The sequence below is a fragment of the Sphingobium sp. WR1 genome, from assembly GCF_059693745.1.
The window spans coordinates 12361-36542 of record NZ_JCATID010000037.1 but is presented as its reverse complement, the minus strand read 5'-3'; the positions used below and the strand labels follow the sequence as shown (position 1 = coordinate 36542).

At 64.7% G+C, this 24182-nt stretch carries 25 protein-coding genes; 11 read left to right on the top strand and 14 right to left on the bottom strand.

What is annotated here, in order from left to right; genetic code table 11:
* Positions 1 to 85: 85 nt before the first annotated feature.
* Together AC58EF_RS25930 and AC58EF_RS25925 are read left to right on the top strand one after the other, a co-directional pair.
* Entirely contained in the window at positions 86 to 289 is a 204-nt protein-coding gene (locus tag AC58EF_RS25930; RefSeq protein ID WP_497279341.1) for a hypothetical protein, read from the top strand.
* Positions 286 to 1011, top strand: a complete 726-nt coding sequence (locus AC58EF_RS25925) for an enoyl-CoA hydratase-related protein (protein ID WP_497279340.1) — start codon at positions 286 to 288, stop codon at positions 1009 to 1011. The genes AC58EF_RS25930 and AC58EF_RS25925 overlap by 4 nt, the downstream gene beginning before the upstream one ends.
* 61 nt (positions 1012 to 1072) lie before the next feature.
* Here AC58EF_RS25925 and AC58EF_RS25920 read toward each other — a convergent pair whose 3' ends face one another.
* The gene (locus AC58EF_RS25920) at positions 1073 to 2179 is read right to left on the bottom strand and encodes an amidohydrolase family protein (protein WP_497279339.1); all 1107 of its coding nucleotides are present in this window, start codon (positions 2177 to 2179) and stop codon (positions 1073 to 1075) included.
* A 300-nt stretch (positions 2180 to 2479) separates the two neighbouring features.
* Between AC58EF_RS25920 and AC58EF_RS25915 the strand changes: the two genes are divergently transcribed.
* Positions 2480 to 3463, top strand: a complete 984-nt coding sequence (locus AC58EF_RS25915) for a TauD/TfdA dioxygenase family protein (protein ID WP_497279338.1) — start codon at positions 2480 to 2482, stop codon at positions 3461 to 3463.
* Position 3464: 1 nt separating this feature from the next.
* Here the strand turns inward: AC58EF_RS25915 and AC58EF_RS25910 are convergent, their stop codons facing one another.
* Positions 3465 to 4277, bottom strand: coding sequence for an enoyl-CoA hydratase/isomerase family protein (locus tag AC58EF_RS25910; protein ID WP_497279337.1), 813 nt, complete (start codon positions 4275 to 4277; stop codon positions 3465 to 3467).
* Between the two features lie 143 nt (positions 4278 to 4420).
* On the opposite strand from AC58EF_RS25910, the gene AC58EF_RS25905 reads away from it, so the two are divergent.
* The gene (locus AC58EF_RS25905; RefSeq protein ID WP_497279336.1) at positions 4421 to 5677 is read left to right on the top strand and encodes an MFS transporter; all 1257 of its coding nucleotides are present in this window, start codon (positions 4421 to 4423) and stop codon (positions 5675 to 5677) included.
* Here the strand turns inward: AC58EF_RS25905 and AC58EF_RS25900 are convergent.
* The 3 genes from AC58EF_RS25900 to AC58EF_RS25890 all read right to left on the bottom strand — a co-directional run bounded on the left by AC58EF_RS25900 (position 5674) and on the right by AC58EF_RS25890 (position 8256).
* Entirely contained in the window at positions 5674 to 6588 is a 915-nt protein-coding gene (locus AC58EF_RS25900; protein WP_497279335.1) for an acyl-CoA thioesterase, read from the bottom strand. The two genes, AC58EF_RS25905 and AC58EF_RS25900, sit on opposite strands and share 4 nt — an antisense overlap.
* A 3-nt stretch (positions 6589 to 6591) precedes the next feature.
* Positions 6592 to 7554, bottom strand: a complete 963-nt coding sequence (locus AC58EF_RS25895) for an SDR family NAD(P)-dependent oxidoreductase (protein WP_497279334.1) — start codon at positions 7552 to 7554, stop codon at positions 6592 to 6594.
* Between the two features lie 87 nt (positions 7555 to 7641).
* A complete protein-coding gene (locus AC58EF_RS25890) occupies positions 7642 to 8256 on the bottom strand; it encodes a TetR/AcrR family transcriptional regulator (RefSeq protein ID WP_497279332.1) in 615 nt (204 codons plus the stop codon).
* Between the two features lie 104 nt (positions 8257 to 8360).
* Between AC58EF_RS25890 and AC58EF_RS25885 the strand changes: the two genes are divergently transcribed.
* Complete coding sequence (locus tag AC58EF_RS25885; protein WP_497279331.1) at positions 8361 to 10127, top strand: N-acyl-D-amino-acid deacylase family protein; 1767 nt, start codon at positions 8361 to 8363, stop codon at positions 10125 to 10127.
* Between the two features lie 173 nt (positions 10128 to 10300).
* Complete coding sequence (locus AC58EF_RS25880; protein ID WP_497279330.1) at positions 10301 to 11455, top strand: Gfo/Idh/MocA family protein; 1155 nt, start codon at positions 10301 to 10303, stop codon at positions 11453 to 11455.
* Between the two features lie 7 nt (positions 11456 to 11462).
* Here AC58EF_RS25880 and AC58EF_RS25875 read toward each other — a convergent pair whose 3' ends face one another.
* On the bottom strand, positions 11463 to 12458 hold the full coding sequence (locus tag AC58EF_RS25875) for an alpha/beta hydrolase (protein ID WP_497279329.1): 996 nt from the start codon (positions 12456 to 12458) through the stop codon (positions 11463 to 11465).
* A 166-nt stretch (positions 12459 to 12624) separates the two neighbouring features.
* On the opposite strand from AC58EF_RS25875, the gene AC58EF_RS25870 reads away from it, so the two are divergent.
* Positions 12625 to 13818, top strand: a complete 1194-nt coding sequence (locus AC58EF_RS25870) for an acetyl-CoA C-acetyltransferase (protein WP_497279327.1) — start codon at positions 12625 to 12627, stop codon at positions 13816 to 13818.
* A gap of 11 nt (positions 13819 to 13829) precedes the next feature.
* Positions 13830 to 14252, top strand: a complete 423-nt coding sequence (locus AC58EF_RS25865; RefSeq protein ID WP_497279326.1) for a nuclear transport factor 2 family protein — start codon at positions 13830 to 13832, stop codon at positions 14250 to 14252.
* A gap of 11 nt (positions 14253 to 14263) precedes the next feature.
* Here AC58EF_RS25865 and AC58EF_RS25860 read toward each other — a convergent pair whose 3' ends face one another.
* The 4 genes from AC58EF_RS25860 to AC58EF_RS25845 are packed head-to-tail and all read right to left on the bottom strand — an operon-like array spanning position 14264 to position 17534.
* Complete coding sequence (locus tag AC58EF_RS25860) at positions 14264 to 15031, bottom strand: SDR family NAD(P)-dependent oxidoreductase (RefSeq protein ID WP_497279325.1); 768 nt, start codon at positions 15029 to 15031, stop codon at positions 14264 to 14266.
* Between the two features lies 1 nt (position 15032).
* Positions 15033 to 15590: a nuclear transport factor 2 family protein gene (locus AC58EF_RS25855; protein ID WP_497279323.1), complete on the bottom strand. Its 558-nt coding sequence runs from the start codon at positions 15588 to 15590 to the stop codon at positions 15033 to 15035.
* Complete coding sequence (locus AC58EF_RS25850; RefSeq protein WP_497279321.1) at positions 15587 to 16729, bottom strand: NADH:flavin oxidoreductase; 1143 nt, start codon at positions 16727 to 16729, stop codon at positions 15587 to 15589. The genes AC58EF_RS25855 and AC58EF_RS25850 overlap by 4 nt, the downstream gene beginning before the upstream one ends.
* 1 nt (position 16730) lies before the next feature.
* On the bottom strand, positions 16731 to 17534 hold the full coding sequence (locus AC58EF_RS25845) for an enoyl-CoA hydratase/isomerase family protein (protein ID WP_497279320.1): 804 nt from the start codon (positions 17532 to 17534) through the stop codon (positions 16731 to 16733).
* Between the two features lie 180 nt (positions 17535 to 17714).
* Here AC58EF_RS25845 and AC58EF_RS25840 point away from each other — a divergent pair, with 180 nt between their 5' ends.
* Complete coding sequence (locus tag AC58EF_RS25840) at positions 17715 to 18944, top strand: CaiB/BaiF CoA transferase family protein (protein ID WP_497279319.1); 1230 nt, start codon at positions 17715 to 17717, stop codon at positions 18942 to 18944.
* A gap of 75 nt (positions 18945 to 19019) precedes the next feature.
* On the opposite strand, the gene AC58EF_RS25835 is transcribed toward AC58EF_RS25840, so the two are convergent.
* Positions 19020 to 20186, bottom strand: a complete 1167-nt coding sequence (locus AC58EF_RS25835; RefSeq protein ID WP_497279318.1) for a sulfotransferase family protein — start codon at positions 20184 to 20186, stop codon at positions 19020 to 19022.
* Complete coding sequence (locus tag AC58EF_RS25830) at positions 20183 to 21196, bottom strand: alcohol dehydrogenase catalytic domain-containing protein (protein WP_497279317.1); 1014 nt, start codon at positions 21194 to 21196, stop codon at positions 20183 to 20185. The genes AC58EF_RS25835 and AC58EF_RS25830 overlap by 4 nt, the downstream gene beginning before the upstream one ends.
* 170 nt (positions 21197 to 21366) lie before the next feature.
* Here AC58EF_RS25830 and AC58EF_RS25825 point away from each other — a divergent pair, with 170 nt between their 5' ends.
* The gene (locus AC58EF_RS25825; RefSeq protein WP_497279316.1) at positions 21367 to 21687 is read left to right on the top strand and encodes a 2Fe-2S iron-sulfur cluster-binding protein; all 321 of its coding nucleotides are present in this window, start codon (positions 21367 to 21369) and stop codon (positions 21685 to 21687) included.
* 25 nt (positions 21688 to 21712) lie between these two features.
* Here the strand turns inward: AC58EF_RS25825 and AC58EF_RS25820 are convergent, their stop codons facing one another.
* Both AC58EF_RS25820 and AC58EF_RS25815 read right to left on the bottom strand, forming a co-directional pair.
* Entirely contained in the window at positions 21713 to 22192 is a 480-nt protein-coding gene (locus AC58EF_RS25820; RefSeq protein WP_497279315.1) for a VOC family protein, read from the bottom strand.
* A gap of 11 nt (positions 22193 to 22203) precedes the next feature.
* A complete protein-coding gene (locus AC58EF_RS25815) occupies positions 22204 to 22953 on the bottom strand; it encodes an enoyl-CoA hydratase/isomerase family protein (protein ID WP_497279314.1) in 750 nt (249 codons plus the stop codon).
* 91 nt (positions 22954 to 23044) lie between these two features.
* On the opposite strand from AC58EF_RS25815, the gene AC58EF_RS25810 reads away from it, so the two are divergent.
* Positions 23045 to 24181 carry a serine hydrolase domain-containing protein gene (locus tag AC58EF_RS25810; protein ID WP_497279312.1) on the top strand — a complete coding sequence of 379 codons (1137 nt, stop codon included), beginning with the start codon at positions 23045 to 23047 and terminating at the stop codon, positions 24179 to 24181.
* Position 24182 lies beyond the last annotated feature (1 nt).

The following is a 24182-nucleotide window of genomic DNA, read 5'->3' as shown; positions in this document are numbered from 1 at the left end:
GCACGTCGTCGCCTTCGCATGCATCATGATGAAACAGGCGGCCTCAATCGCTGCAGGTTCATAACAGCCTCTAGGGAGCGACCAGATGGCGCCCGGCCCGGTGGCGGTGCCCACCGCGCTCGCCCATTTCCCCGCCGAATTCTATCCCATGCCCAGCCGGGCTTTGGCCGAGCGGCAATATAATGTGGCGCGCATGACGGCGATGAAAACTGGCGGCCATTTCGCGGCGATGGAGGAACCGGAGGCCTTCGCGCAGGACGTCATCGCCTTTTTCGGGGGCCGCGCATGAGCGAAGCGCTGATCATCGCGGAGCCTGCCAGCGGCGTCATGCTGCTTACGCTCAATCGACCGGAACAGCGCAACGCCATCGACCTTGCGCTGCTCGAAGCCCTGACCGATACATTGGCCTGTTTCGCGAGCGAAGCGCACTGGCGCGCCGCGATCCTCACAGGTGCGGCGCCCGCCTTCTGCGCCGGGCTGGATCTCAAGACCTTCTCCGCACCCGACGCTCCGCGCCATCGCGTGACGGAATTGATCCAAAGCCTCCCCCGCCTGCCAAAACCGATCATCGCGGCAGTAAGCGGCGCGGCCTATACGGGCGGCCTCGAAATGGCGCTGGGCTGCGACTTCATCCTTGCCAATGAGGCGGCGCGCTTCGCCGACACCCATGCGAAGATCGGCGCCCTGTCGGGCAGCGGCATGGGGTCGCGCCTGCCCCATGCGGTGGGCACCCGCTTCGCCAAGCAAATGATGCTGGGCTGCCAGCCCATCGATGCCGTGACGGCCCTGCGCATTGGCCTGATCAACGAATTGCTGACCGCCGATCGCCTGCTGCCCCGCGCCGTCGAACTGGCGTTGGCAATCGCAGGCCACGACCCCGACCACATTCGCATCACCCGCGATGTGCTGAATCGCGGCTCGCACGGGACTCTGGGCGAAGCCATCGAGATCGAGGCTGCGGCGCTCGCGCAGCGGAAGGCCGACGGCGCCATGCCCTGGACCAGCGGCTGACACCTATGAAAAGCCGGTGATCCAATGGATCGCCGGCTTTTCCGTCATGGTTGAACGGGGCTCAGATACTCCACAGCCTCGCCGCATTCTCGCCAACGATCTTGCGCGCGCCTGCTTCGCCAACCGTATCGAAAATGCCCTTCAATATAGTGTCGCTATTGCCCATGACGCCTTCGGGGTGCGGATAGTCGACCGACCACATCGCCCGATCAGAGCCGATGCGGCCGATATTCTCCATCGCCACATCATCCTCCATGAAGGTCGTGTAACAGTGGTTGTGCCAATACCAGCTCGGCTTATGCGCCAGCTTCGGGCGCAGCTCGCTCGCATAGTCGCGCGCGACCTTATCGGCATTTTCCAGCGTGCCGGGAACCCAGCTCGCGCCACCCTCGGTGAACACCACTTGCAACCGCGGAAAGCGATCGAACAGGCCGGAAAAGACCAGCTGACCGAACAGGCCGGTGAAGGGCATGAGATTGGCGTTGAGGTTCGCACCCAGCGATCCCCGGCCGCTATACTGAATATAGGCGCCGATATGGAAGGAGACGGGAAAGCCGCTCTCCTCAATCGCGGCCCACATCGGGTCCATGTCCTTGCTGTTGTAGCGCACGCCCTTGGGGCTGACCGGAATGTCGATCGCCTTATAGCCCAAATCCTTGAGCTTCTGGAGATAGTCCCCGGTCTTTTGCGGCCAGAGGAAGGTCGGCAGCAACGCCACCGGAAACAGACGGTCCGGGGCCGTTTCCTTCCATTCCGCCGCCCATTCGTTGCAGACATCGACGCAGCGGAACCAGAAATCCTTGTCCGCCATGCGGATCAGGCTATTGAGGCGGCCATGATAGACGATCGATGCGTCGATCCCTTCGGCGTCCATGTCGGCCAGACGTTTCGACACGTCCCAATATCCCTCGCGTCCTTCGGGGAATTCGGGCGGTAGGCCCGGCACATCGTAATTCTGCCCGTCGATCGTCAGGTGAAAGCCCGTCCCGTCCTTCCAATATTTGGGCGCGCGGTCCTTGTCCGCCCCCTTCAGCCGATCTTCCCACAGGCCCGGCGCTTCCATCAGATGGTCGTCGCTGGAAATAACGCGCAAATTCTCGGGCCGCTGCCATGCGCGGGCCGGGATCACGCGGTCCCTGGGCCACGGCGTGGCGGTGAAATCGTTCATTTTTTGATGCCTTTCCCTGTCGAACTGGATCGGGCGGTCGCTCCCCCTCTGATGCGGACGCTGCCCTCAATGACGGCCTATAACATGCTCGACCGCGAGCGCCCCGTTTCCGGCGCTTTCCGCCAATCTCATCAGACTTCTGATGGATCATCCGCTTTGACAGAGCGCCAAGTTTCCGCCGAAACGACGCGCGATTATTATAAGATATTGAATAGTCTTTTCGGAAATTACCGGATTATGAGATCATTCCTGAAGAGATATTATCGCGACAACGAAATCGACATATCAGGAGATGGCTGCGTGACCTCCAATGACAGCATGACCACAAACCAGCAACTGACTGTCCGCCCGCTCACGACGGGTTTCGGCGCCGAAGTCCTGGGCGTCGATCTCAGCCGCCCGATCGACGACGTCGCCGCCAGGACCGTTCGCGACATCTGGATCGAGGCAGGGCTGCTGCTGTTTCGCGGCAGCGGCCATGATGATGAGGCGCAGATGCGCCTCAGCCGCCTCTTCGGTGAAATGGAACCCGCCGCCACCGCCGACATGAACGATCCGAACAACCGCTTCATGATGACGCTGGCCTATGATCCCGCCGACAAGGCGCCGCGTTTCCAGCGCCATTATAATGTCGGCGGCATCGATCGCGCGGGCTGGCTCGGCTGGCACTGGGACCAGAGCTTCATGCCGACCATCGTGCGCGGCGCGGTGCTGCGCATGGTGGAGCCCGCCGCGCACATGGGCGAAACCGGCTTCATCGACGCGGTCGAGGCCTATGACCGCCTGCCCGAACCGCTCCGCCAGCGGATCGAAGGGCTGGAGGTCGTCTATGAATTCAACCCCGATTTCTGCTCGGGCCAGTTCGGTTTCCCCAAGGATATCCGCGCCCTCCCTCGCGAAACCGAATCCAAGGCGCCGGGCTATGACTTCCCCCCGGTGGTCCATCCGATGGTGATCACCCAGATGGAAACCGAGCGAAAGGTGCTGAAGCTCTCGCCCATGCACGCCCGTTATATCCTGGGCATGGACAAGGCGGAAAGCGACGAGCTGCTGACGCAGGTCGCCGCGCATCTGGTCGATCCCGCCTTCGCCTATTTCCACAAATGGGAAAAGAACGACATGCTGGTCTGGGACAATTGGCGGATCATCCATTCCGCCAATGGCGTGCCGCTCGATTGCGCGCGCCTCGCGCGCCGCACGACGATCATGGGCGACTATAAGGTCGGCCGCTATCTGGACGAGACGCTGGACCGCAACCGGGAGGTCAAACGGCTGGTCGATTGAGTCACCGCCCCAGATAGCGGGGCGGCCGCTTTTCCATGAAGGCAGCCGTCGCCTCGCCATAATCCTGGGTCATCGTGCCCAATATCTGAGCGCGGTTTTCCGCCTCGACCGCCGCCTCATAGCTGTTGGCGTCCAGATTGGCCCACATCAGCCTCTTGGTATGCGCAACCGAATAGGGGCTGTTGGCCAGCACCGTCCGCACATAGGCGACGGCCTCGCTCAGCAGCGCCTCGGGTGGGACGATGGAGCGCGCCAGGCCGATCCGTTCCGCCTCTTCCGCCCCGATCGGCCGCCCGGTGAGCAATATGTCGAAGGCGCGCGACGCACCGATCATGCGCGGCAGCAAATAGCTGATCCCACTTTCCCCGCCAGTCAGGCCAATCCGCACCGCCGCCACCAGAAAACGCGCGGCGGGCGTGGCGATCCTGATATCCGCCGACAGCGCGATCGCCATGCCCGCGCCGACCGCCGGGCCGTTCACCGCCGCCACCACGATCTTGGACATGGAGCGGATGCGGCCGCCGATGCCGGCAAATTGTTGCTGCCAATGGAGCTTTTCCACAACGCCGCTGCTGCCCGCCCGATTGCGGTCATTCGAAGCCTGCAAGTCCTGCCCGGAACAAAAACCCCGACCAGCGCCAGTGATCATGACCGCGCGGCAGCCGGCATCGGCCTCCAGTCCGTCGAGCACGCCGTTCAGCCGCGCCACCGTCTCGCGGGTCAGCGCATTCAGCCGGTCGGGCCGATTGAGCGTCACCAGCCAGACGCCCGCTTCTCCTTCGCAGGGTTCGACCAGAATATCCCGCTCGTCCATCACCGCCTCTCCTCTCCCAGAGACAGTGCGGCGCGCGGCACATGGCTGACAAGGCGCCGGCAATTTCACCACATATGCGTAGAGACGCGCGCGGATAAGAAAGCGCCTGTCGCCCGGCGGCGACTTGCCCCACCATGCGGCCCATGACAACGAAAGTGGACAGGATGCCGGCATCGGCCGAAGGCGAAACGCAACTTCGACTGATCGCGTCGGAATGGAAGCGCGCCTGGCGCCCCGGCCTTGCCGCCCTGTTCGCCGGATCGCTCGGCTATTCGCTGTTCCCTGCGGTGTCGAGCCTGTTCGTCGAGCCGCTGCAACAGCAATTCGGCTGGTCGCGGGGCGACATCGCCTTCGTGCACAGCTTCGGCCTGGTCATCGCCTTCGTCGCGCCGCTGATCGGCCGGGCGACCGACCATTTCGGCGTCCGGCCAATCCTGTCGGCAGGGCTGTTGCTGACCGCCACAGGCTATGCGCTGCTGGCGATGATGGGCGGATCGCTCGGCTATTATTATGCCGCCTATTTCTTCTTCTCATTCTCCGGCATGGCTACCACCGGAATCACCGTTACCCGCATCTTGAGCGGCGCGTTCGACCGCACGCGCGGCACCGCGCTCGCCATCGGTCGATCGGGCCTGGCCATCGCCGGCGCGCTGATGCCGATGCTGCTCTTCCCGGTCATCACCCGCTTCGGCACGGCGGGGGGCTATCTTCTGCTCGGCAGTTTCATCCTCTGCCTCGCCCTGCCGCTGATCTGGCTCTGGGTGCCCTCGCGCGCGGCGGAGCGCAAGGCGGGCTACAGCATGGCGAAGGCCGATCCCTGGCGCGTGCTGCTGGCAAAACCCAGGGTGCGGATATTGATCGCAGCCTCCGTGCTCAACTATGTGCCGGTCGTGGCGCTGCTGTCGCAAATGAAGCCGCTGGCGGTGGAAAAGGGGCTGGACGCGCTCACTGCCGTCGGCGCCGTGTCGGTGATGAGCGCAGCGGCGGCAATGGGCGCGTTGTTCAGCGGCGTACTGGTCGATCGCTTCTGGGCGCCTGCGATCGCTTTCATTCTCAACCTCGCGCCGGCGCTGGGCTGCCTGCTGCTGCTCCAGGCCGATGTACCGCCCGCCATCTTCTATGGCGCGGTCGTGCTCATCGGCCTGGGCCAAGGCGCGGAAATCGACATCGTCGCCTTCATGATCGCCCGCTATTTCGGGCTGCGCAGCTATGCCACCATCTACAGTCTCTCGACGCTGGGCATCGCGCTCGGCGTGGCGGTCGGCGCCAGCCTCATCGGCCGCGCCTATGACCATTTCGGCAATTATGACCTGGCGCTGATCGCCGCGTCGGGCAGCTTCTTTTTCGCCGCTCTTTTCTACCTCGCCATGGGCCGCTATCCCGAAGGAGAGGTCGATTAAGTGGACAGACGGCGCAGCAGGCACTCCTGCGCGGTGGATGCGATCAACCGGCCCTCGACATCGAAGATCGCGCCCTGATTGAGCGCCACGCCATCGCTTGCCGAGGGGCTCGACGTATGATGCAGCAGCCACTGGTCGCAACGCGTCGGCCGATGAAACCAGAGCGCATGGTCGAGGCTGGAGATCAGCAGTTCGCGCCCATTGGTGGGAAAGACGTGCGGGATCGCGGCGGCACCGCCCAGCCAATAATCGCTGGCATAGGCGAGCAGATATTGGTGCATCCGCGGATCATCGACCTCCGCTGCGCTCGGCAGGCGGAACCAGAAGGAGCGCGGGCCATGCGTGCGCTTGGGAAAATAGCTGTCCGGATCGATCGGCCGCATCTCGATCGGCGTAGCCCCGCTGAAATTGCGGATCGCCGACAGATCGATCCGTGCCTCATTCTCGCGCACATAATGTTGCAGCGGCATCACCGCCTCGGGCGGGGGCACATCGGGCATGACGCCATGCTGGTGTACGAAGCCATCTTCCAGCGTGTGAAACTGGGCCATCAGCGTGAAGATGGCGGTCCCGTCCTGCTCGGCCGTCACCTGCCGGTTGGCGAAGCGGCGGCTATCGCGCAGCCGGGTCACACGATAGTCGATCGGCTTGTCGACAGCTCCGGCGGCAAGGAAATAGGCGTGAAGCGATGTCAACGGCATCTCCTCCACGCTGTTGCCCGCCGCGCATAGCGCCTGCGCGATCATCCGCCCGCCGAAAATTGTGCCGATGTGATTTTTGGCGCCTCCCCATGCCCGATAACCACCTGCGCCGTCCGCTTCCAGGCGCAGAATATCGCGCGCCGCCTCATGCGTCGGCATCGGCTCGTCATCGGGATAAAACGGGATCGGCTGCCCGGCAGGCCCGGCCATGGCCTACAGCCCCAGCGCGCGCCGCGCCGCCAGCACCGTATCCATTTCCTCCAGCCCGCTCAGCGGCACGTCATAACGGCTACGATCATCGATCCGGTCAATCTGCGCCAATATGTCGTCGCAGCTCGGCGCATCCGGCCCCGGAACATACCAGCCTTCGGTCAGTCCGACGAATAGCCGCGAATATTTGCCGCCCAGCACCGAATACATATGCTGCGACCGCTCGCACTGCCGGCTCGCCATATAACAGGCGAGCGCGGCGACGAATTCGGGCTTCATCCCCTCAATAAAATGGCGGCTCCGTTCGCCCGCCGCCTTCAGAAATTCGCCGTCGGGCCGCTCGACCAGCGGCGTCCCGCCCAGCCGCCCGCCCTGCGCATTGGGGAACAGCGTGTTGACGGCAACCCCCTCCGGCGCTTCCTGCGCGATCACGTTCATCAGGCCGATCAGCGCGGTCTTGGCCGATCCGTAATTGGCGCGGAACGGATTGCCGAAAATCCCCGATTGGGAGCTTACCAGCACGATCCGGCCATAGCCCTGCCGCACCATCTCCCGATAGGCGGGCTGGCAGACATTGAATGCGCCCTTGACGTGGACCGCGCAGACCGCCTCGACATCCTCCTCGGTGAGCGTGCCGAAGGCGCCGTTGCGCTGGTTGCCGGCGTTGCTGATGACGATGTCGACCCGGCCGAAGGCGGAGAGCGCGGCGTCGACGATCGCCTGCCCGCCGGCCGCCGTGGCGACCGTGTCGTAATTGGCCACAGCCCGCGCGCCGTCCCTCCTCAGCGCATCGGCCACCGCATCGGCATAGCCGTGGGACGCCCCCTCGCCGGTCGTCGCGCCACCCAGGTCATTGGCGACGACCGCCGCGCCGCGCCGCGCCAGTTCCCGGCAGAAGGCCGCACCCAATGCACCGCCGGCGCCCGTCACCACCGCGACCTGTCCGCTGAAATCGATCCTGCCCATGACCCTCGCTCGCTTGTCGCCGGCAATCTTGGCTGCGCGTCCACGGCCCGCCAAGCCTTCAGCCTGCGATTTCGGCCATGTGATGCTTCACCCGTTCTTCGGTTCGGCCGCCTTGAACAGCATCCGCGCCAGCGCGCCCTCCGCTTCGGCCTCGTCGGGCGGTTGATCGGGGAAAAACCAGTCGCGGAACAGCACCGCGCCCGCCAACATGCCGAAGGAATAGCGCACCAGCAATTCGGGCGGCACGTCCAACTGCCACCCGGCCTTCTCATATTGCGACCGCATACGTCCCACCGCGCGCGCAAAATAGTCATCCAGCCCATGCAGCCCGGCTGAGTCCAGTTCCCCCGACGATTTGACCAGCGCCAGCAGCATGGCCGCATTGTCGCGCAGGAAAGGATAGAGCGAATGGACAAAATGCGCGCTGCGCTGCTGGCGGTCGGGGGGCATCATATCGCTCTGCGCCAGAAAAGCGCTGAACCGCTGGTTAAACGGCTCTATCACCGCTTCGGCGAACAGAGTCGTCTTGCTGCCGAAATTGTTGAAGATCAGCGGCTCGGCCACCTCCGCCCGCGCCGCGATATGGCGCGTCGTCGCTCCGGCAAAGCCGCGCGCGGCAAATTCCGCCAGCGCAGCCTCCAATATCAGCGCGCGAATCTCCGCCGTGGTCCGGCGCACCCGGCGCCCGGACCTCTGCCCCATGCCGCTACTCTCTGCCAATGCGTCCATAACCCCCGAATTACCATTGTCATCCCCATCCCGGCAATATAAATAGTATTTGCTATTTACGATGCCGTGGCGAGTCCATGAGCAGAGATGAGAGGATCGAGATGAGCAATCAATATGACATCGTCATTCGCGGCGGCATGGTCGTCGATGGCACGGGCGCCGCGCCTTTCGCCGCGGACGTTGCGATCCACGACGGTGTCATCGTGCGGGTCGGCGCGGTCAGCGGCACGGGCGCCGAGGAAATCGACGCGACCGGCCTCATCGTCACCCCCGGCTTCGTCGATGCGCACACCCATTATGACGGCCAGATCACCTGGGAAAGCCGCATGGCGCCTTCGTCCGACCATGGCGTGACCACTGTGGTCATGGGCAATTGCGGCGTCGGCTTCGCCCCCGTGCGCGAGGGCGATCATCATCTGATGATCAAGCTGATGGAAGGCGTTGAGGACATCCCTGAAGTCGTCATGGCCGAAGGCGTGCCGTTCAACTGGGAAAGCTTCCCCGACTATCTTGACGCGCTCGACCAGCGCCAGTCGGACGTCGATTTCGCCACCCAGATCCCGCACAGCCCGCTGCGCGTCTATGTCATGGGCGAGCGCGGCGCCAATCTGGAGCCGCCGACGCTGGAGGATCTGGTCGAAATGCGTCGCTGCGTCAGCGAGGCGGTAAAGGCCGGCGCGCTCGGCGTCGCCAGCTCGCGCAACCTCTTCCACCGCTTCCGTTCAGGCGAACTCGCCCCTTCGGTCACGACCGAACTGGACGAAGTTCTGGCGCTGGCTGAGGGCCTCAAGGATGCGGGCGCCGGCGTGTTCCAGTGCAACCCCAATCTCGATAATGATGCCGAAACAGAGCTGAAGGTCTTCCGCACCATCGCGGAGCAGACCGGCCGCCCCGTGACCTTCAGCCTGATCGCCATGCCGACCCGGCCGGAAAACTGGCCGCGCTATGTCGAAGGCGTCAATCAGGCGAAGGCCGACGGCCTCATCATCCGCGCCCAGTTCTTGCCGCGTCCGATCGGCGTGCTCTATGGCCTCGACCTCAGCTACAATCCCTTCTCGCTCAATCCCAGCTTCCGCAAGATCGCCAAGCTGCCGCTCAAGGAGAAGGTGGAACGGATGCGCGACCCCGAACTGCGCGCGCGCCTGATCGCCGAGGAGCCGGACGATCCCAATCCCGCCTTCGTCGGTTTGATCAAGTCCATCGGCGCGCTCTTCCGCATCACCGATCCCGCCGATTATAATTTCGCGCCGGGGGACAGCATCCAGGCTCAGGCCGAACGCGCCGGCATCTGCCCACGCGAAGCCATTTACGACGCGCTGCTGGAAGATGAAGGAAATGCCATCCTCTGCTCCTATTCGACAAAGGTGCGCGAATATCTGGACGGCACGCGCGACCTTATCGGTCAGGATAATATGATCGTCGCGCTGGGCGATGGCGGCGCCCATTATGGCATGATCTGCGACGCGGCCTACACCACCTATATGCTGACCGGCCGTCGGCAGCGCGACGGTCTCGACCTCGCCACCGTCGTCAAGGCGCTGAGCAGCCAGCCCGCCCATTCGGTCGGCCTTGGAGATCGCGGCGTACTCGCCGCCGGCTACAAGGCGGACGTCAACGTCATCGACCTAGACAATATGGTGCTGCGCCGCCCGCAGGTGAAGGCCGACCTGCCCGCCGGCGGCAAGCGCCTCTCGCAAAAGGCGCGGGGCTATGTCGCCACCATCGTCAGCGGCATCATCACCTATCGCAACGGCGAAGCGACGGGCGCGCTGCCGGGCCGCCTGGTCCGCGGCGTGCGGAACGCACCGGAGATCCAGGCACCGGCGGAGCATGAACACGCCTGACGCGCCGGTCGGAAGGTTAAAGGGGGTATAGGGGCCGGTGCGGACAAACTCACGCCGGCCCCTATATTGAGCGGCTGACGCATATCACATCCCTGATCCGCTTCACCCTTGCCAGCCCGCCTCGCCTGCTGACTAATGGTCCCTGAAAATCACCAGCATCGGAGAGTAGAGCCATGGCGGACAAGCTGAGGGTCGGCATCATCAGCGCCAACTGGAGCCTCAAGGTCCACGGCGCCGCGTGGCGCCGGATCGAGGGGGTGGAGGTCGCCGCTATCTGCACCTCGCGCCAGGAAACGGCGGAACGCGCCGCCCGCGACTATGACATCCCCAAAGCCTATTGGAATCATGAGAAAATGTCGGCCGATCCCGATCTGGATATCATCGACGTCGGCACACGTCCGTCCTTTCGCTTCCCGATGGTGATGGCGGCGCTGCGCAACGGCAAGCATGTCTATGACGCGCTGCCCTTCGCCGTCAGCCTCAGCGACGCCGAAGCGATGCGCGATGCGCAGAAGGCGGCGGGCGTCGTCGGCGTGGTCGACGCGCAGTTTCGCTGGGCGCCCCATGCGCAACAGATGAAGGCGATGATCGATGCCGGCTTCATCGGCCGGCCGCTCGGCTTCAACGTCCAGCTCATGTTGCCGTTGATCGTCGCCAATGACAAACCCTATCCCTATTCGGCCTATTCGGAGCATACCGACCCCTATTACTGGCTGGCGGAAAAGAGCAGCGGCGGCAGCGCCTGGCGCAATTTCGCCACCCATTCGCTACTGTTCCTCACCCATCTGATCGGCCCGGTGGAGGAAGCCACCGGCATGATGGCGACCGGCGTGCCCGAATGGCACCTGCCCAATGGCGAGATATTGCGCCCCGAAACCCATGATCTGGGCAGCGCGACGCTGCGCATGGCCAATGGCGCCATCGGCAGCCTGCAAGCCGGCTGGTGCGTCCCCGATACGGAGGGCTGGCGCGTTGAAATCTGGGGCGATCGCGGCCGGTTGCTGCTGGTCGACGACAGTTTCGGCAATTTTCCCTCAGCCCGCCTCTATGCCGGGGACGGTCGCCTGCTGACCTATGGTCAGCGCACCTGCGAGGAAGTCACGGTCGACCCGGCCCTCTATGTCGTTCCGGGCATGGCGGACAGCAGCCCCGAACCCCGTCCGTTCGCCGCGATGGACTGGATGTTCTCCCACATGGTCGACGCCATCCGCACGGGCGCCGAGGGATCGCCCAGCTTCACCGACGCCGCCGCCGTCCACCGCGTGGTCGAGGCGGTCGAACGCGCCAATATCGAACGCCGCTGGGTGTGCATGGCTGATATGGGCTGATCGTCCCTCAGCCCGCCGGCGCATCGCCGGCGACCATGCGCGACCAGTCGTGCAGCCGCTGCCACAGCCGCTCCCGCGTGGACGCGAAATTGTGCATGTGAGCCATGGTCGGGACAATGAAAATGCTGACGTCCCGCGAGGCCGGATAGGCCGCCGCCTCCGCATGAGGACTGGGGCAGGTGTCCCGTTCCCCATTGGCGACCAGCACCGGCACCCTCACCTTCGCTGCATCATCGGCAAAGGCGCCGGGCAGCATCATCTGCACCGCACAATAGGGAATGGTCAGGCTGCCGAAGACGGGGCTGGTCTGCCGGATCGGATAGCCGCCCTTCATATCCTCGTGCAATATGTCGGCGGGCACATCTTCCCAGTGGAAGGCATAGAGATAATCAACGCCCTCATGCTCGGCTTCGAGATGGCTTTTGACCGTTCCCGCAGCCACCGCTTCGAAGCGCGTCTTGCCATGTTCGAAGGCCGCCTGGTCGCTCTGCGGCAGGACGGTATGAATCGCGCTGACGCCGCACGGGGCGATGGCGTCAAAGGTGGCGAAGCGCCCCTGCGCCAAGATCGTCACACCCCCGCCCATCGACTGGCCCATGCCGACGCTGAATAGCAAGGGCACTGCCGGAAACCCTTCCGCCAGTCGCCCCGCGCGTAGTTCGTCCGCGATCCGGCGAACGCAGGCGTTGTGCGTCACCGCCAGCGTCTGGAAGCTGATCTTTGACAGGTCGGGGATCGTGCTTTCCCCCACGCCGACATGGTCGATCGCCACATAAATAGCGCCGCGCGCCATGTGCCAGGCCGCCTCGTCATAGCCTTCGCGCCCCGCAAAGCGCATCGAGAAATATCGGCGTGAATAGCCGCCGCCGGGGCAGGCGAAGATCGCGATCGGCCGCTCCGGCAGCAGCGCAGGATCGGGCAGGTAGATGGAGACGGCCATCTCCACCATCTCGCCCAAGGCGGCAGCGTCCGTCACGTCGATGCGCCGTTCGATGATCGTCATGGCCTCTCTCCTGGCTGGTTCCAGATCCCATTCATAATGTGGAGATGGCGACCGGGATGCCCTGACGCACCGATCCATCAGCCCCGTGATGGATCGCCCGCCACCATGCCATCCCGACGGTCGCAAATTATAAGGCGACAGCTTTCAACTCCAGGGTTCATCGCTCATGCGCACCGCCTATATCGTCTCGCCCGTCCGCACCGCCGTCGGCAAATATCTGGGCGCGCTGTCCGATGTCCCGGCCGAACGTCTGGCCGAAGCGGTGATCCGCGCGACCGTGGCGCGCAGCGGCATCGACCCCGCCGCCATCGAGGACGTCATCTTCGCGCAAAGCTACGCCAATGGCGAAGCGCCAAGCATCGGCCGCTGGGCCGCGCTCGCCGCCGACCTGCCGATCGAGATACCGGGTATGCAGCTCGACCGCCGCTGCGCCGGCGGACTGACGGCGGTGGCGACCGCCGCCGCCATGGTGCAGGGCGGCATGGCCGACGTCATCCTCGCCGGCGGCGCGGAGAGCATGAGCCATGTCGAATATTATACCAACGACATGCGCAAAGGGATGCGCGCCGGCTCCGCGACACTCCATGACCGGCTCGAGCGCCAACGCGAACGCTCGCCGCCGGTGGAGCGCTTCGGCGTCATTTCCGGCATGATCGAGACGGCCGAAAATGTCGCCCGCGAACATGGCATCGGCCGCGAGGAATCGGACGCCTATGCCGCGCGCAGCCACCAGCGCGCCGCTGCCGCCTGGCAAGCAGGGAAATTCGCTGACGAACTGGTGCCGGTTACGGTCGGGACCCGCAAGGGCGAGGTTGTTGTCGACCGCGACGAAGGCATCCGCCCCGACGCCACGGCGGAAAGCATGGGCGGCTTGCGGCCCATCATGAAGGACGGCATCGTCACCGCCGGCAATGCCAGCCAGCAGAATGACGCCGACGCCGCCTGTCTCGTCGTGTCAGAGGAAAAGCTGAAGCTACTCGGCCTCACTCCGATGGCCCGCTTCGTCGGCTATGCGGTGGCCGGTTGCCATCCCGCCCTTATGGGCATCGGTCCCGTTCCGGCGGTGGAGAAGCTCTTCCGCCAGACCGGCCTTGGTTGGAACGACATCGACCTCGTTGAACTCAACGAAGCCTTCGCGCCGCAGGTTCTCGCCTGCCTCAAGGGCTGGGACTGGAACGATGCGGAACGATTGAACGTCAATGGCGGCGGCATTTCGCTCGGTCATCCGATCGCCGCCACCGGCACCCGCATCCTCGCCTCGATGCCGCATGAGATGCAGCGGCGCGGCGCGCGCCATGGCCTGGAAACCATGTGCGTCGGCGGCGGCCAGGGCGCGGCGGCGATCTTCGAACGCACCTGAGGCTCCCGGCGATGAACGAAGCGGAAAAGCTGTTGGCGCGGATGTTCCCCTCGGCGGGCAATCGGGACATTTTTGCCCGTGACGATGCCGGCGGCGAGCACGGTTTTTTTGCGCCCGACGTCACACACAGCCTGTTCGGCCCGTCGGGCACGAAGGAGCTGCTGATCGGCCGCGCCGCCTTCTTCGACTTCGTGCGGCGCTGCGACGACGCGCTCTCCGAACGGCGGGACGAGATACTGACGATCAGCGCCATCGACAGCCAGTGCGCCTTCGTCCATGCCCGCGCCTATCGCCGCAGCCGCGCTAATGGCGAAGAGATAGAGTATGAATGGGCGATGCTCTACCGCGTCGAAAACGGCCTCATCACCTATGGCGCGGACATGCTCGACGCGAGGGCGCAAGCCTTTTGGGGCCGCGCGCTGACGCCCGGCTGACCGCACAGCCGTCAACCCGGATGCGCGCCGCCGCCTGATACCTCGATCCCGCGCCCGGTGATCATCGCCGCATCATCGCTCGACAGGAACAGCACGGTCGCCGCGATCTCCCATGGCTGCACGCCGCGATGGATGACCTGATGCTCGCTTGCGACCTCCGCCTGCTGTTCGGGCGTAAAGAAGGACGCGATCTGGGGCGTCAGCGTCAGCCCCGGCAGCACGCTGTTCACGCGAATATTGTCCTTCGCATAGGTGCAGCTCGCATATTGGCTGAGGTGGATGACCCCCGCCTTCGCTGCCGAATAGGATGGCGGCGCCGAGGGCGTGAAGATCCGCCCCGACATGGACGCCGTGTTGACGATCGTGCCGCCGCCATTTGCCGTCATCACCGGAATCTCATGCTTCATCGCCAGAAAGGTGGCGGTCAGCGAAATCTGCACCGTCCAGTTCCAGTCCTCCAGGCTCAATTCCTCCAGGCTGCCAGGCTTTGCTGCGCCCACATTGTTGAAGGCATGACGCACCGGTCCATGGGCGGCGCACGCCGCCTCGACCATCGCCTGCACCGAAGCCTCGTCGGTCGCGTCGGTCCGCATGAACTGCGCCACCCCGCCCTTCGCCTCGATGGCTTTGGCCACAGCCCGCCCCTTATCCGCGTCCAGCTCCGCGATCGTCACCCGGCCGCCTTCTTCGGCAAAGGCATGTGCCGCCGCCTCGCCAATGCCCGATCCCGCGCCGGTCACAATCACCGACCGCCCTTCGAAACGTCGCCTCTCCACCATCTCACCCTCCTGTCGGCTGCACGGTCAGTCGTGCGATCTCGTCCTTGTCCACCCCCGCCCAGAAGGGCCGCCAGCTTTCGAAATGCTGGGGCAGGTCGGGCGGCGTTTCATGCGCGGCCCAGCCGGTGAAAGGGGCAGCCGGCCGCTCCTCCCAATCGGCGGCATACCAATGCTTCTCCCGCCGCCGGACGAAATACCAATCGCCGTCGCGCCGCTCATAACTGTCGAAATAGGCGATCGCCATCACCACCCATTTTCCGCCATCCTCATGTTCGGCACGGCAATAGACGACGCCATGGGCATGATCGGCATCGTCAAATTCGACCCGGTGCCCGCAAATCTGGTGGATCGAGCGATAGAAGGTCCGCACCGCCGGTTCGATCAGCGATCGCAGCACCTCCCGCCCCTTCCCCGCCCGCCCGCAATCCACATCGGAGATGAAGAGATCGACCCAGCCAGCCATGTCGCGCCCGTCCACCGCCAGCGCATAGCGGATCGGCAACTGCTGGATTGCGGCCAGCGATTCCAGCCGGTCGATCCGCGCCTCCCAATCGCTCATGCCAACCGCTCCAGATTGGCGGGGTCGAAGGGCAGGAAGGGTTCATCCTTCCGCGCCCTGGTGAACCAGTCGGGATCGTTGAGGATCGCCCGCCCTACGGCGACCAGATCGAACTCGCCGCGTTCGAACCGCTCGACCAGCAGCGGCAGGTTGTTCACCGACTGCTGGCTGGCGTCGATATGTTTCGCTTGGCCCTTCGCCTTGTCGAGCGCCACACCGCCCACGGTCATCGATGCCCTGCCGGTCAGCTTCTTCGCCCAGCCCGCTAGGTTCAGCGTCGATCCTTCGAAAATCGGCGTGTCGAAATAGCGCTGGCTGGCGTCGAACAGGTCAACCCCCGCCTCCGCCAGCGGCCCCAGCAAAGCGCCCAGCGCGTCGGGCGTCTCCGCCAGCACCGCGCGATAATCCTGCATCTTGAACTGGGAAAAGCGCAGCATGATGGGCATCGCCTCACCCACTTCCTCCCGGATCGCCTTGATAACCGCCACGCCGAACGCCGCGCGCCGTGCCGCGTCCCCGCCCCATTGGTCCTCGCGCCTATTGGTATAGTCCCACAGGAAGGTGTCGATCAGATAGCCATGCGCGCCATGCACCGCGATGCCGTCCACCCCCAGCGCCACCGCATTGCGCGCGGCTTGGCGGTAGGCCGCGATCACGTCGGCAATGTCGCTGTCGCTCATCGGCGGCACCGGCATCAGGCTTTCATCGCGTCCCTCCGGCCGGAAGGAGATCACCCCGTCCCCCGGCCCCCATATGCCGGACGGCCGCATCGGATTGCCCGTCCCGGTCCCGGCATATTCGACATTCCACATCGGCCCCTGATGCCAGAGCTGCGGAATGATCCGCCCGCCCGCATCATGCACGGCATCCACCACCCTGCGCCAGCCCGCCAGCACCTCCATGCCATCGATGCGGGGAATGTCGGGATGGTCGGCGGCGGCATAATGGGGCAGCGCCACGCCCTCGGTCAGGATCGCGCCCAGCCCGGTCGCCGCGCGCCGCGCATAATAGCTCGCCACCTCGTCCGTCGGCACGCCCAGCGGCGAGCGGTATCGCGTCATCGGCGCCATCAGCACCCGGTTGGGCAGGGTCAAGCCCCGCAGGGTGAAGGGCGCCAGCAACGGATCGATGATGCTCATCTCATTGTCCCGTGAAGTTCGGACGGCGCTTCTCGATGAAGGCCTTGCGCTTTTCGCCTGAGTCCGCCGTCGACTGGCTCATGAAGATGGCGCGGTTCTCCATCTCGATCGCCGCCTCAAGGCTCGGCGCGTCGACATTCAGCCACATCGAACTTTTCGTCACCGAAATACCGATCGGGCTATTCACCATCACCGCCTCGGCCAGCTTCAGCGCCTCGTCCATCAGCGCCTCGTCATCGACGCAGCGCAGGACAAGGCCGATGCGCTCCGCCTCCTCCGCCATCACCGCGCGACCCGTCAGCATCAGCTCCGCCGCCCGCTGCATACCGACCAGCCGGGGCAGCAAGTAGGAGAAGCCCATCTCATGCCCCGTCCCGGCATTGTGGAAGGCATTGACGAACTTCGCCGAACGCGCCGCGATCGTCATGTCGGCGGCGATCGCGATCGGATAGCCCGCCCCCGCCGCGACGCCGTTCACCGCACAGATCACCGGCTGCGGCAGGGCGCGCATCAACACGGGAATCTGGCCCAGCCTGTCCATGATCCGCCGCTGCAACTGCGCCTTGCCCAGATCGGCCGACACCCAGTCCGGCTGTCCGGCCCCGCGAATATCGTGTCCGGCGCAGAACCCCCGTCCCGCCCCGGTCAGCAGCACGACGCGCACATCATGGTCGTATCGCACAGCCTCCAGATGGTCGATCAGCTCCGCATACATGGCGAAGGTCAATGAATTGAGCGCATCCGGCCGATTCAATGTCAGTCGGCAAACGCCTTCCACCGGCGTGTCGCGCACGATGTCGCCCATGTGGCTCCTGTCCTTTGCTCTTGTCTCTGTCGGCGGCATCTTCGGCCAAAAGGCGCGCAAACGGAACGGCTGACCCCCCATGCCGTCCCGGTATATCATGGTTGTGAACAGCGCCCTGAACGGGCTTGTCATCGCGGCGGCCGATGGCAAGGAAACAGGCTGTTTCCGACAAGGTGAACCATGGCCAGACTGCCTCTTGAAAAGATCCGCGTCCTCGACCTGACCCGCGTGCTGGCGGGGCCCTTCGGATCGCAGATACTGGCTGACATGGGCGCCGACGTCATCAAGATCGAGCGGCCGGTGGTGGGTGACGACGCCCGCATCTTCGGCGAGCCTTATCTGCGCGACGCCGACGGCAAGGCGACCCGCGAAAACGCCTTTTACATGTCGGTCAACCGCAACAAGCGGTCGGTTGCGCTCAACATCGCCGCGCCCAAGGGGCAGGCGCTCATCCGCGACCTGGTCAAGTCCTGCGACGTGGTGATGGAAAATTACAAGGTCGGCGATCTTCAGCGCTACGGCCTCGACTATGAAAGTCTCAAAGCCATCAATCCCGGCATCATCTATTGCTCGGTGACGGGCTATGGCCAGACGGGACCGCTGGCTGCCAAGCCGGGCTATGACGCGGTGTTCCAGGGCGAATGCGGCCTGATGAGCGTTACCGGCACGCCCGACGGCAAGCCGGGCGCGGGTCCCATGAAGGTCGGTCCCAGCATCATCGACCTGTTCACCGGCCTCAACGTCGCCAATGCGGTCCTCGCCGCGCTCTATCATCGCGACGCGGCGGGGGGGGAAGGGCAATATATCGACATCGCCCTGCTCGACTGCGGCGTGTCGGCGCTGTCCCATTATGCGCAGATCTACCTGACTTCGGGCCAGGTGCCGGTGCGGCGCGGCACACAGGGTAATGGCGGTATGCCGACCAGCATGTTCCCATGCAGGGACGGCGCCATCATGATCACCTCGGGCAACGACAAGCAATATATCGCGCTGTGCCACGCGGTCGGCCATCCCGACCTCGCGACCCATCCGCGCTTCCACACCAATGTCCTGCGTGTCGAGCATCGTGACGAGATAACCGAAATGTTCAACGAAATCTTCGCGACGAACACGGTCGACCATTGGTTGGGCAAGCTCGGCGCGGCGGGCATACCCAGCGGGCCGATCAACGATCTGGCGCAGGTCTTCGACTATCCGCAGGCGGTCCATCGGGGGCTTCGCGTGCGGGCACCCCATCCGCTGAAATCCGACCTCGACGTCATCCGCAGCCCGCTCAACTTCTCCGAAACCCCGATCACCGACTATCGCGCGCCGCCGATGTTGGGCGAACATACGCACGAGGTTCTGGCGAAGGAACTGGGTCTTGACGAAGCAGCCCTTAACGATCTGGCGAAAGACGGGATAATTTAAAACACCCGTCCCCTCTACGCGCCCGTCGTCTCCGCTTCCGCGGGGACCACGTTATCAAAGGCGTGATATTTTCACTCAAATATAACCCCGCCGCTCACGATAGGCCGCGAACCGTTCCGCCAGCCCTTCGCGCGTCAGTCCGAAATCCTCCGGTATATGCTTGGGACCTTTGGCGGTGCGCCGCGGATGCGCGTCGAGCCAATCCTGCATCGCCGCTTCCGTCTCGGGCCTCAACGCCAATTCCAATTGATCATAGATCGACCGGATCGTCGCCATCTGGTCGCGCGTGAAGTCCGCGAACTCGACATCGATGAAGACATTTCCGCTGCCCGCGCGCACCGTTTCAGCGCGCTCCAGCGCCTGCGCCCAAACCTCCGCCTCGCGCCGTCCGACATCCACCCGGCTCGCCTTGTCCCCGCAAAAGGCCCGCCGCGCCGAGAAGATAAGGTTGCTGACCGAAGGCATCGCATCCACCGGATCGCGATGGGTCTGGATGATCTTCGCGTCGGGAAAGACGTTCAGCACCTCCTGCAGCGAAAACAGGTCGGTCGGGTTCTTGAGCAGCCAGCGCCGGTCATCGTCCGCGCCGATTAGCCGCAGCACGTCGGCCAGCCATCGATAGCTGTCAGTGTCGTCGCGCTCCCGATACCAGCGGTCATAATGGGGCACGTCCCACATCGAAGGCCACATATTGCTGGCAAAGCTCGATCCCAGGATGAACAGCGATTCCTCGATGCCCTCCGCCGTCATCATATGGTCGTCAGCCGCTTCGGGTGACGCCGCGAGAAATGCGTCTAGCGACGCCTTTTCCGACAGATAGGCCGGCACCTTCTCCCACTGGGCGCGCGGAGGGCGTGGCATGGGATAAACGGTCAGCCAATGTTCCGGCCCCTGAAATTGCGGGTCGAGCGACATCAGCAGGTGCAGCGCCGTCGTCCCCGACCGCACCAGCCCGGCAATGACGATCGGCTCGGCGATCGGCCGTTCCAGCACCTCCGGCCGCGCCTTAAAGCCCTGGACCGCCAGCGCCCGCGTGTCGAGCGACTGCCCGATCCGCCAGGCGCTCGCCTGCGTGCAGGCAGGGTCCAGCTCCAGCGCGCGAATATCGGCAAGCAGCAGGTCCAGCCCCTCACGAAACCCCGGATCGCCAAAGTCCGACAGCCCCGTGCGCGTGGTCGACGCCGCCAGCATGGCCCCTATTGTCAGCAATTCATCATCCCGCACGACTTCCCCGACGCTCATTGCGCACTCCACGGATCGACATGAACCTTCGTCTCATTGGCCCCCGCCCGCAGCTCTTCCAGCACCGCCGGGAAGGCCGCCAGCCCGACCGTGCGGGAGATCATCAGCCGCGGCTCAACATGGCCGGCCGCCATCACATCGGCGCAATGCTGAAACTCGCGCAGGTCATAGGCGAAGGAGAATTTCAGCGTCACCTGCTTCCAGGTCGCGAGCGACGGCAGGATCGGATCGGGCAAGGTGCAAAAGCCCAGCGACACCACCATGCCGCCCGGCGCGACCAGTTCGACAGACTTCTGCGTCATGCCGACCGCGCCGGTGCATTCCAGCACGATCTCCGGCATCCCGCCCAACGCCGCCGCGACCCGCTCGACCTCGCCTTCGCCCAACGCTTCGAAGCTGCTCGCGCCCATCTGCATCGCCAGTTCCGCGCGCCGCGCCGAGCGGGAGATCGCGACGATCTTCCCGGCCCCCAGCAGCCGCGCCCAGTAGATCGCCGCCAGCCCGATCGACCCCGCGCCCAGCACCGCGACGCGCGCGCCCGGCTGCATCTGCGCCAGCCGCACGCCGCGCAGGCCCACCGCCATCGGCTCGACCAGCGAGCCGTCGGCGGCCGAGAGCGTTTCGGGCAGGATCACGCTGCTTGCCGCGGCGATCCGCATATATTCGCCAAAGCCGCCGACCAGCCCATGCATCTGCGCACAGGCCATGGGATAGCCCGCGAGGCATGGGCCGCACTGGCCACAGCCCGCCACCGGCATCGCCGTCACGAACTGCCCGACCTTCAGATTGTCCACGTCCTTGCCGAGAGCGACGACCTCGCCGCAATATTCATGGCCGATAACGCTATTGAGCGGCGCGTCCATACCATGGCCCGACGTCATGTGAAGATCCGTGCCGCACACGCCGCAGCGCTGCACCCTGATGACCGCCTCTCCCGCGCCCGGTTCGGGATCGGGCAGCGTCTCCACCACCAGAGGGGTTCCGGCTCCCTTGAAAACGGCTGCCTTCATCGCTCTCCTCGCGTCGCTGTCTTTGCCCAGGCTCTGCCCCCCGGCCTGCCGTCCCGCAACCTTCGCAGCCAAGCATCGCAAACATGATGATATTGCCATCGCCACATCGCCGGCTCACCAGAGCGGCAGCGAGTCCGCTATTCAACGCCACCATTTCAACGGAGAGGTTCATGCCCCATATCACCTTCATCGATCCGACCGGCGCCGCGCGCACCGTGGAGGGCGATGTCGGCCAATCGGTCATGGAAGTCGCCAGGCGCAACGGGATCGACGGCATCGTCGCGGAATGCGGCGGCAGCTGCGCCTGCGCCACCTGCCATGTTTATGTCGATCGGAACTGGCGCGACACGGTCGGCGGTCCTTCCGCCGACGAAGCCGCCATGCTGGATTTCACCTTCGACCGCCGCCCGGAATCCCGCCTCTCCTGCCAGATCCGCCTGCGCCCGGCGCTGGACGGGCTGGTCGTCCGCACGCCCGTCCGACAAAACTGATGCGTCATTGCCGCGCCGTCGCGGATTATCGCGTCCTCAGCCGGGGCACCGCCTCGAAAAAGGCCCTTCCACCTTCGTCCAGCCGAATGAATTCGGACCAGATGCCCAGATCGGCCCGCGTGTCGGCGTAGCTATAGTCCAGCCCGCCGGGCATCGCCCCGAATAGCGGCACGGTATAGCCCATGGCGGCCAGACGCTTCAGCATCGCCTCATGATCGTCGATCAGATAGCCGAAATGATGGAGGTGGATCGGCCCCTCGGTCGCGGGCAGCGCATCATCATAAATGGTCTTCTGCGCCGGGTCGGGCTCGATGATCTCGGTCATCACATCGTCGATATAGGTCAGCGCGATGCGGCGGGTCGGGGGCGCCACGCCATCGATCGGCGCGGGATCGTTCGTCAGAAACTCGACCGGCCCGAATTTCCTGCGGAAGGTCGCGCAGGCCGCATCCAGATTGCGGGTCACATAGCCGAACTGGAAAAATCCACTGAACAGGCTGCTCATACGTCTCTCCTTCAACCAGCCGGCGGCCGGGACGCCAATATCGCCATGCCCTCCAGCGCCAATCCCTGCTCCAGTTCATCGGACAAACGGGCCCTCAGATGGCGCGTCAGAAGGCGCCGCGTATAGCGGTTGACCTGGGCCGGGCGGGCGGCGATGATCCGCGCATGTTCCCACGCTCTGGCGTGCAGCGCCTCGGCCGGCAGCACTTCACCCACCAGGCCCAGCGCCAACGCCTCCCGCGCGCCGATCTCCTGCCCCGTCATCAGGAAATAACGGCCGCGATTGGGACCAAGCAGCATCGGCCAGATGGTGTGGACGCCGTCCCCCGGCACCACACCGGCCACGACATGGACCTTGTCGGCAAAGACTGCGCTCTCCGACGCTAGCACAATGTCGGCAAGCAAGGGCAGTTCCGCATGAATGAAGGCGGCCCCATGAATTGCGGCAATGACGGGCACCGGGATCGCTAGCAGGTTGTCGAGAAGGCTGCGTCCCTCCTTGAGAAGGATATCCCATGTCCCTGCGGACATGGGTGGCATCTCGTCGCTCATGCGCAGCTCAGCGCAGAAACTGTCGCCTGTCCCTCGCAGGATCACGGCCTTGACCGCGGGGTCGGCCCCTATTTCGGCAAAGGCGATGCCCAGTTCCCGGTGCAGCCCGCCCCATGTCCCCCAGACCGCCGGTCCGCCCTGATGATGGATGCGCAGTTCGACGATGCCATCGTCGCGGGTGATCGCGATATTTTCCAATGACGTTGCCAAGGGCCTTCCTCTCGTGCCGCTTCGTGCTATGTAGCATTTACTTCATAATGAGCCATGCAGCGATGGCAAGCAGGAAAGAGGCGACAAGAGGATGACGGGCAAGGTCAACGACGCGGTCCAGCAGACATTGAACCAACTGGTGGCGCAGGGCAGCGAGATCGGCGTCCAGGTTTGTGCCTGGCTGGGCGAGGAGCAGATCGTCGATTGCTGGGCGGGCCTTGCCGACCCGGATAGCGGCCAGCCCGTCGACGGCGACACGCTGTTCAATGTCTATTCGGTGTCGAAGGCCGTCACCGCCACCGCCCTGCACATCCAGGTCGAGCGTGGTCTGGTCGACTATGACGCGCCGATCGCGACCTATTGGCCCGACTTCGCGCAGGCCGGCAAGGACGGCGTCACGGTTCGCCATGTGCTGAGCCATGTATCGGGCGTGCTGCGTATGCCGCCTGACGTGACGCCCGAACTCATGACCAACTGGGACTGGATGTGCCGTCGCATCGCCGAGATGGAGCCGGCCTATGCGCCTGGCAGCCGGTCATCCTATCAGTCGATGACCTTCGGCTGGCTGATCGGCGAAGTCGTCCGCCGCACCGACCCCAAGCGCCGTCCCTTCGGCCAGTTCATCAGGGAAGAGATCGCCGAACCGCTGGGTTGCACCGACCTTTGGATGGGCATTGCCGACGCCGTGGAACCGCGCATCGCCAGGCTTAACGACGTCGCCGTCTATGTCGCGCCCGACAGCAATATGATGCGCGAGGCGCAGCCGTTGGTCGTCGACCTGATGCCCGATCCGTTCGAGCGTCCCTATGTCCGGCGCGCCTGCATCCCGGCGGTGGGCGGCATCTTCAACGCACGCAGCGAGGCGCGCTTCTGGGCGATGCTCGCCAATGGCGGCCAGTTGAATGGCGTGCGCCTGCTTTCTGAGGAGCGCGTCGCCAGCTTCGCCGCGCCTCGCCCCCATTTCGACGATGCCGACCCGGTCTTCTTCGGCATGAAGGTGCCCATCGCCTGGTCGGGCTTCTGGTTGGGCGGTGCGGAGGCGCCGCCGGTATCGGCCCCCCGCAACATGCGCGCGCTGTGCCATCCGGGCATGGGCGGCTCGATCGGCTGGGCGGACCCCGATCTCAAGCTCGCCGTCGCCTTCTGCCATAACCGCATGTTCGACACGATCGATATCGCCGAGGACAGCCGCACCATCATCGGCGACGTCATCCGGGAGGCCTTGTGAG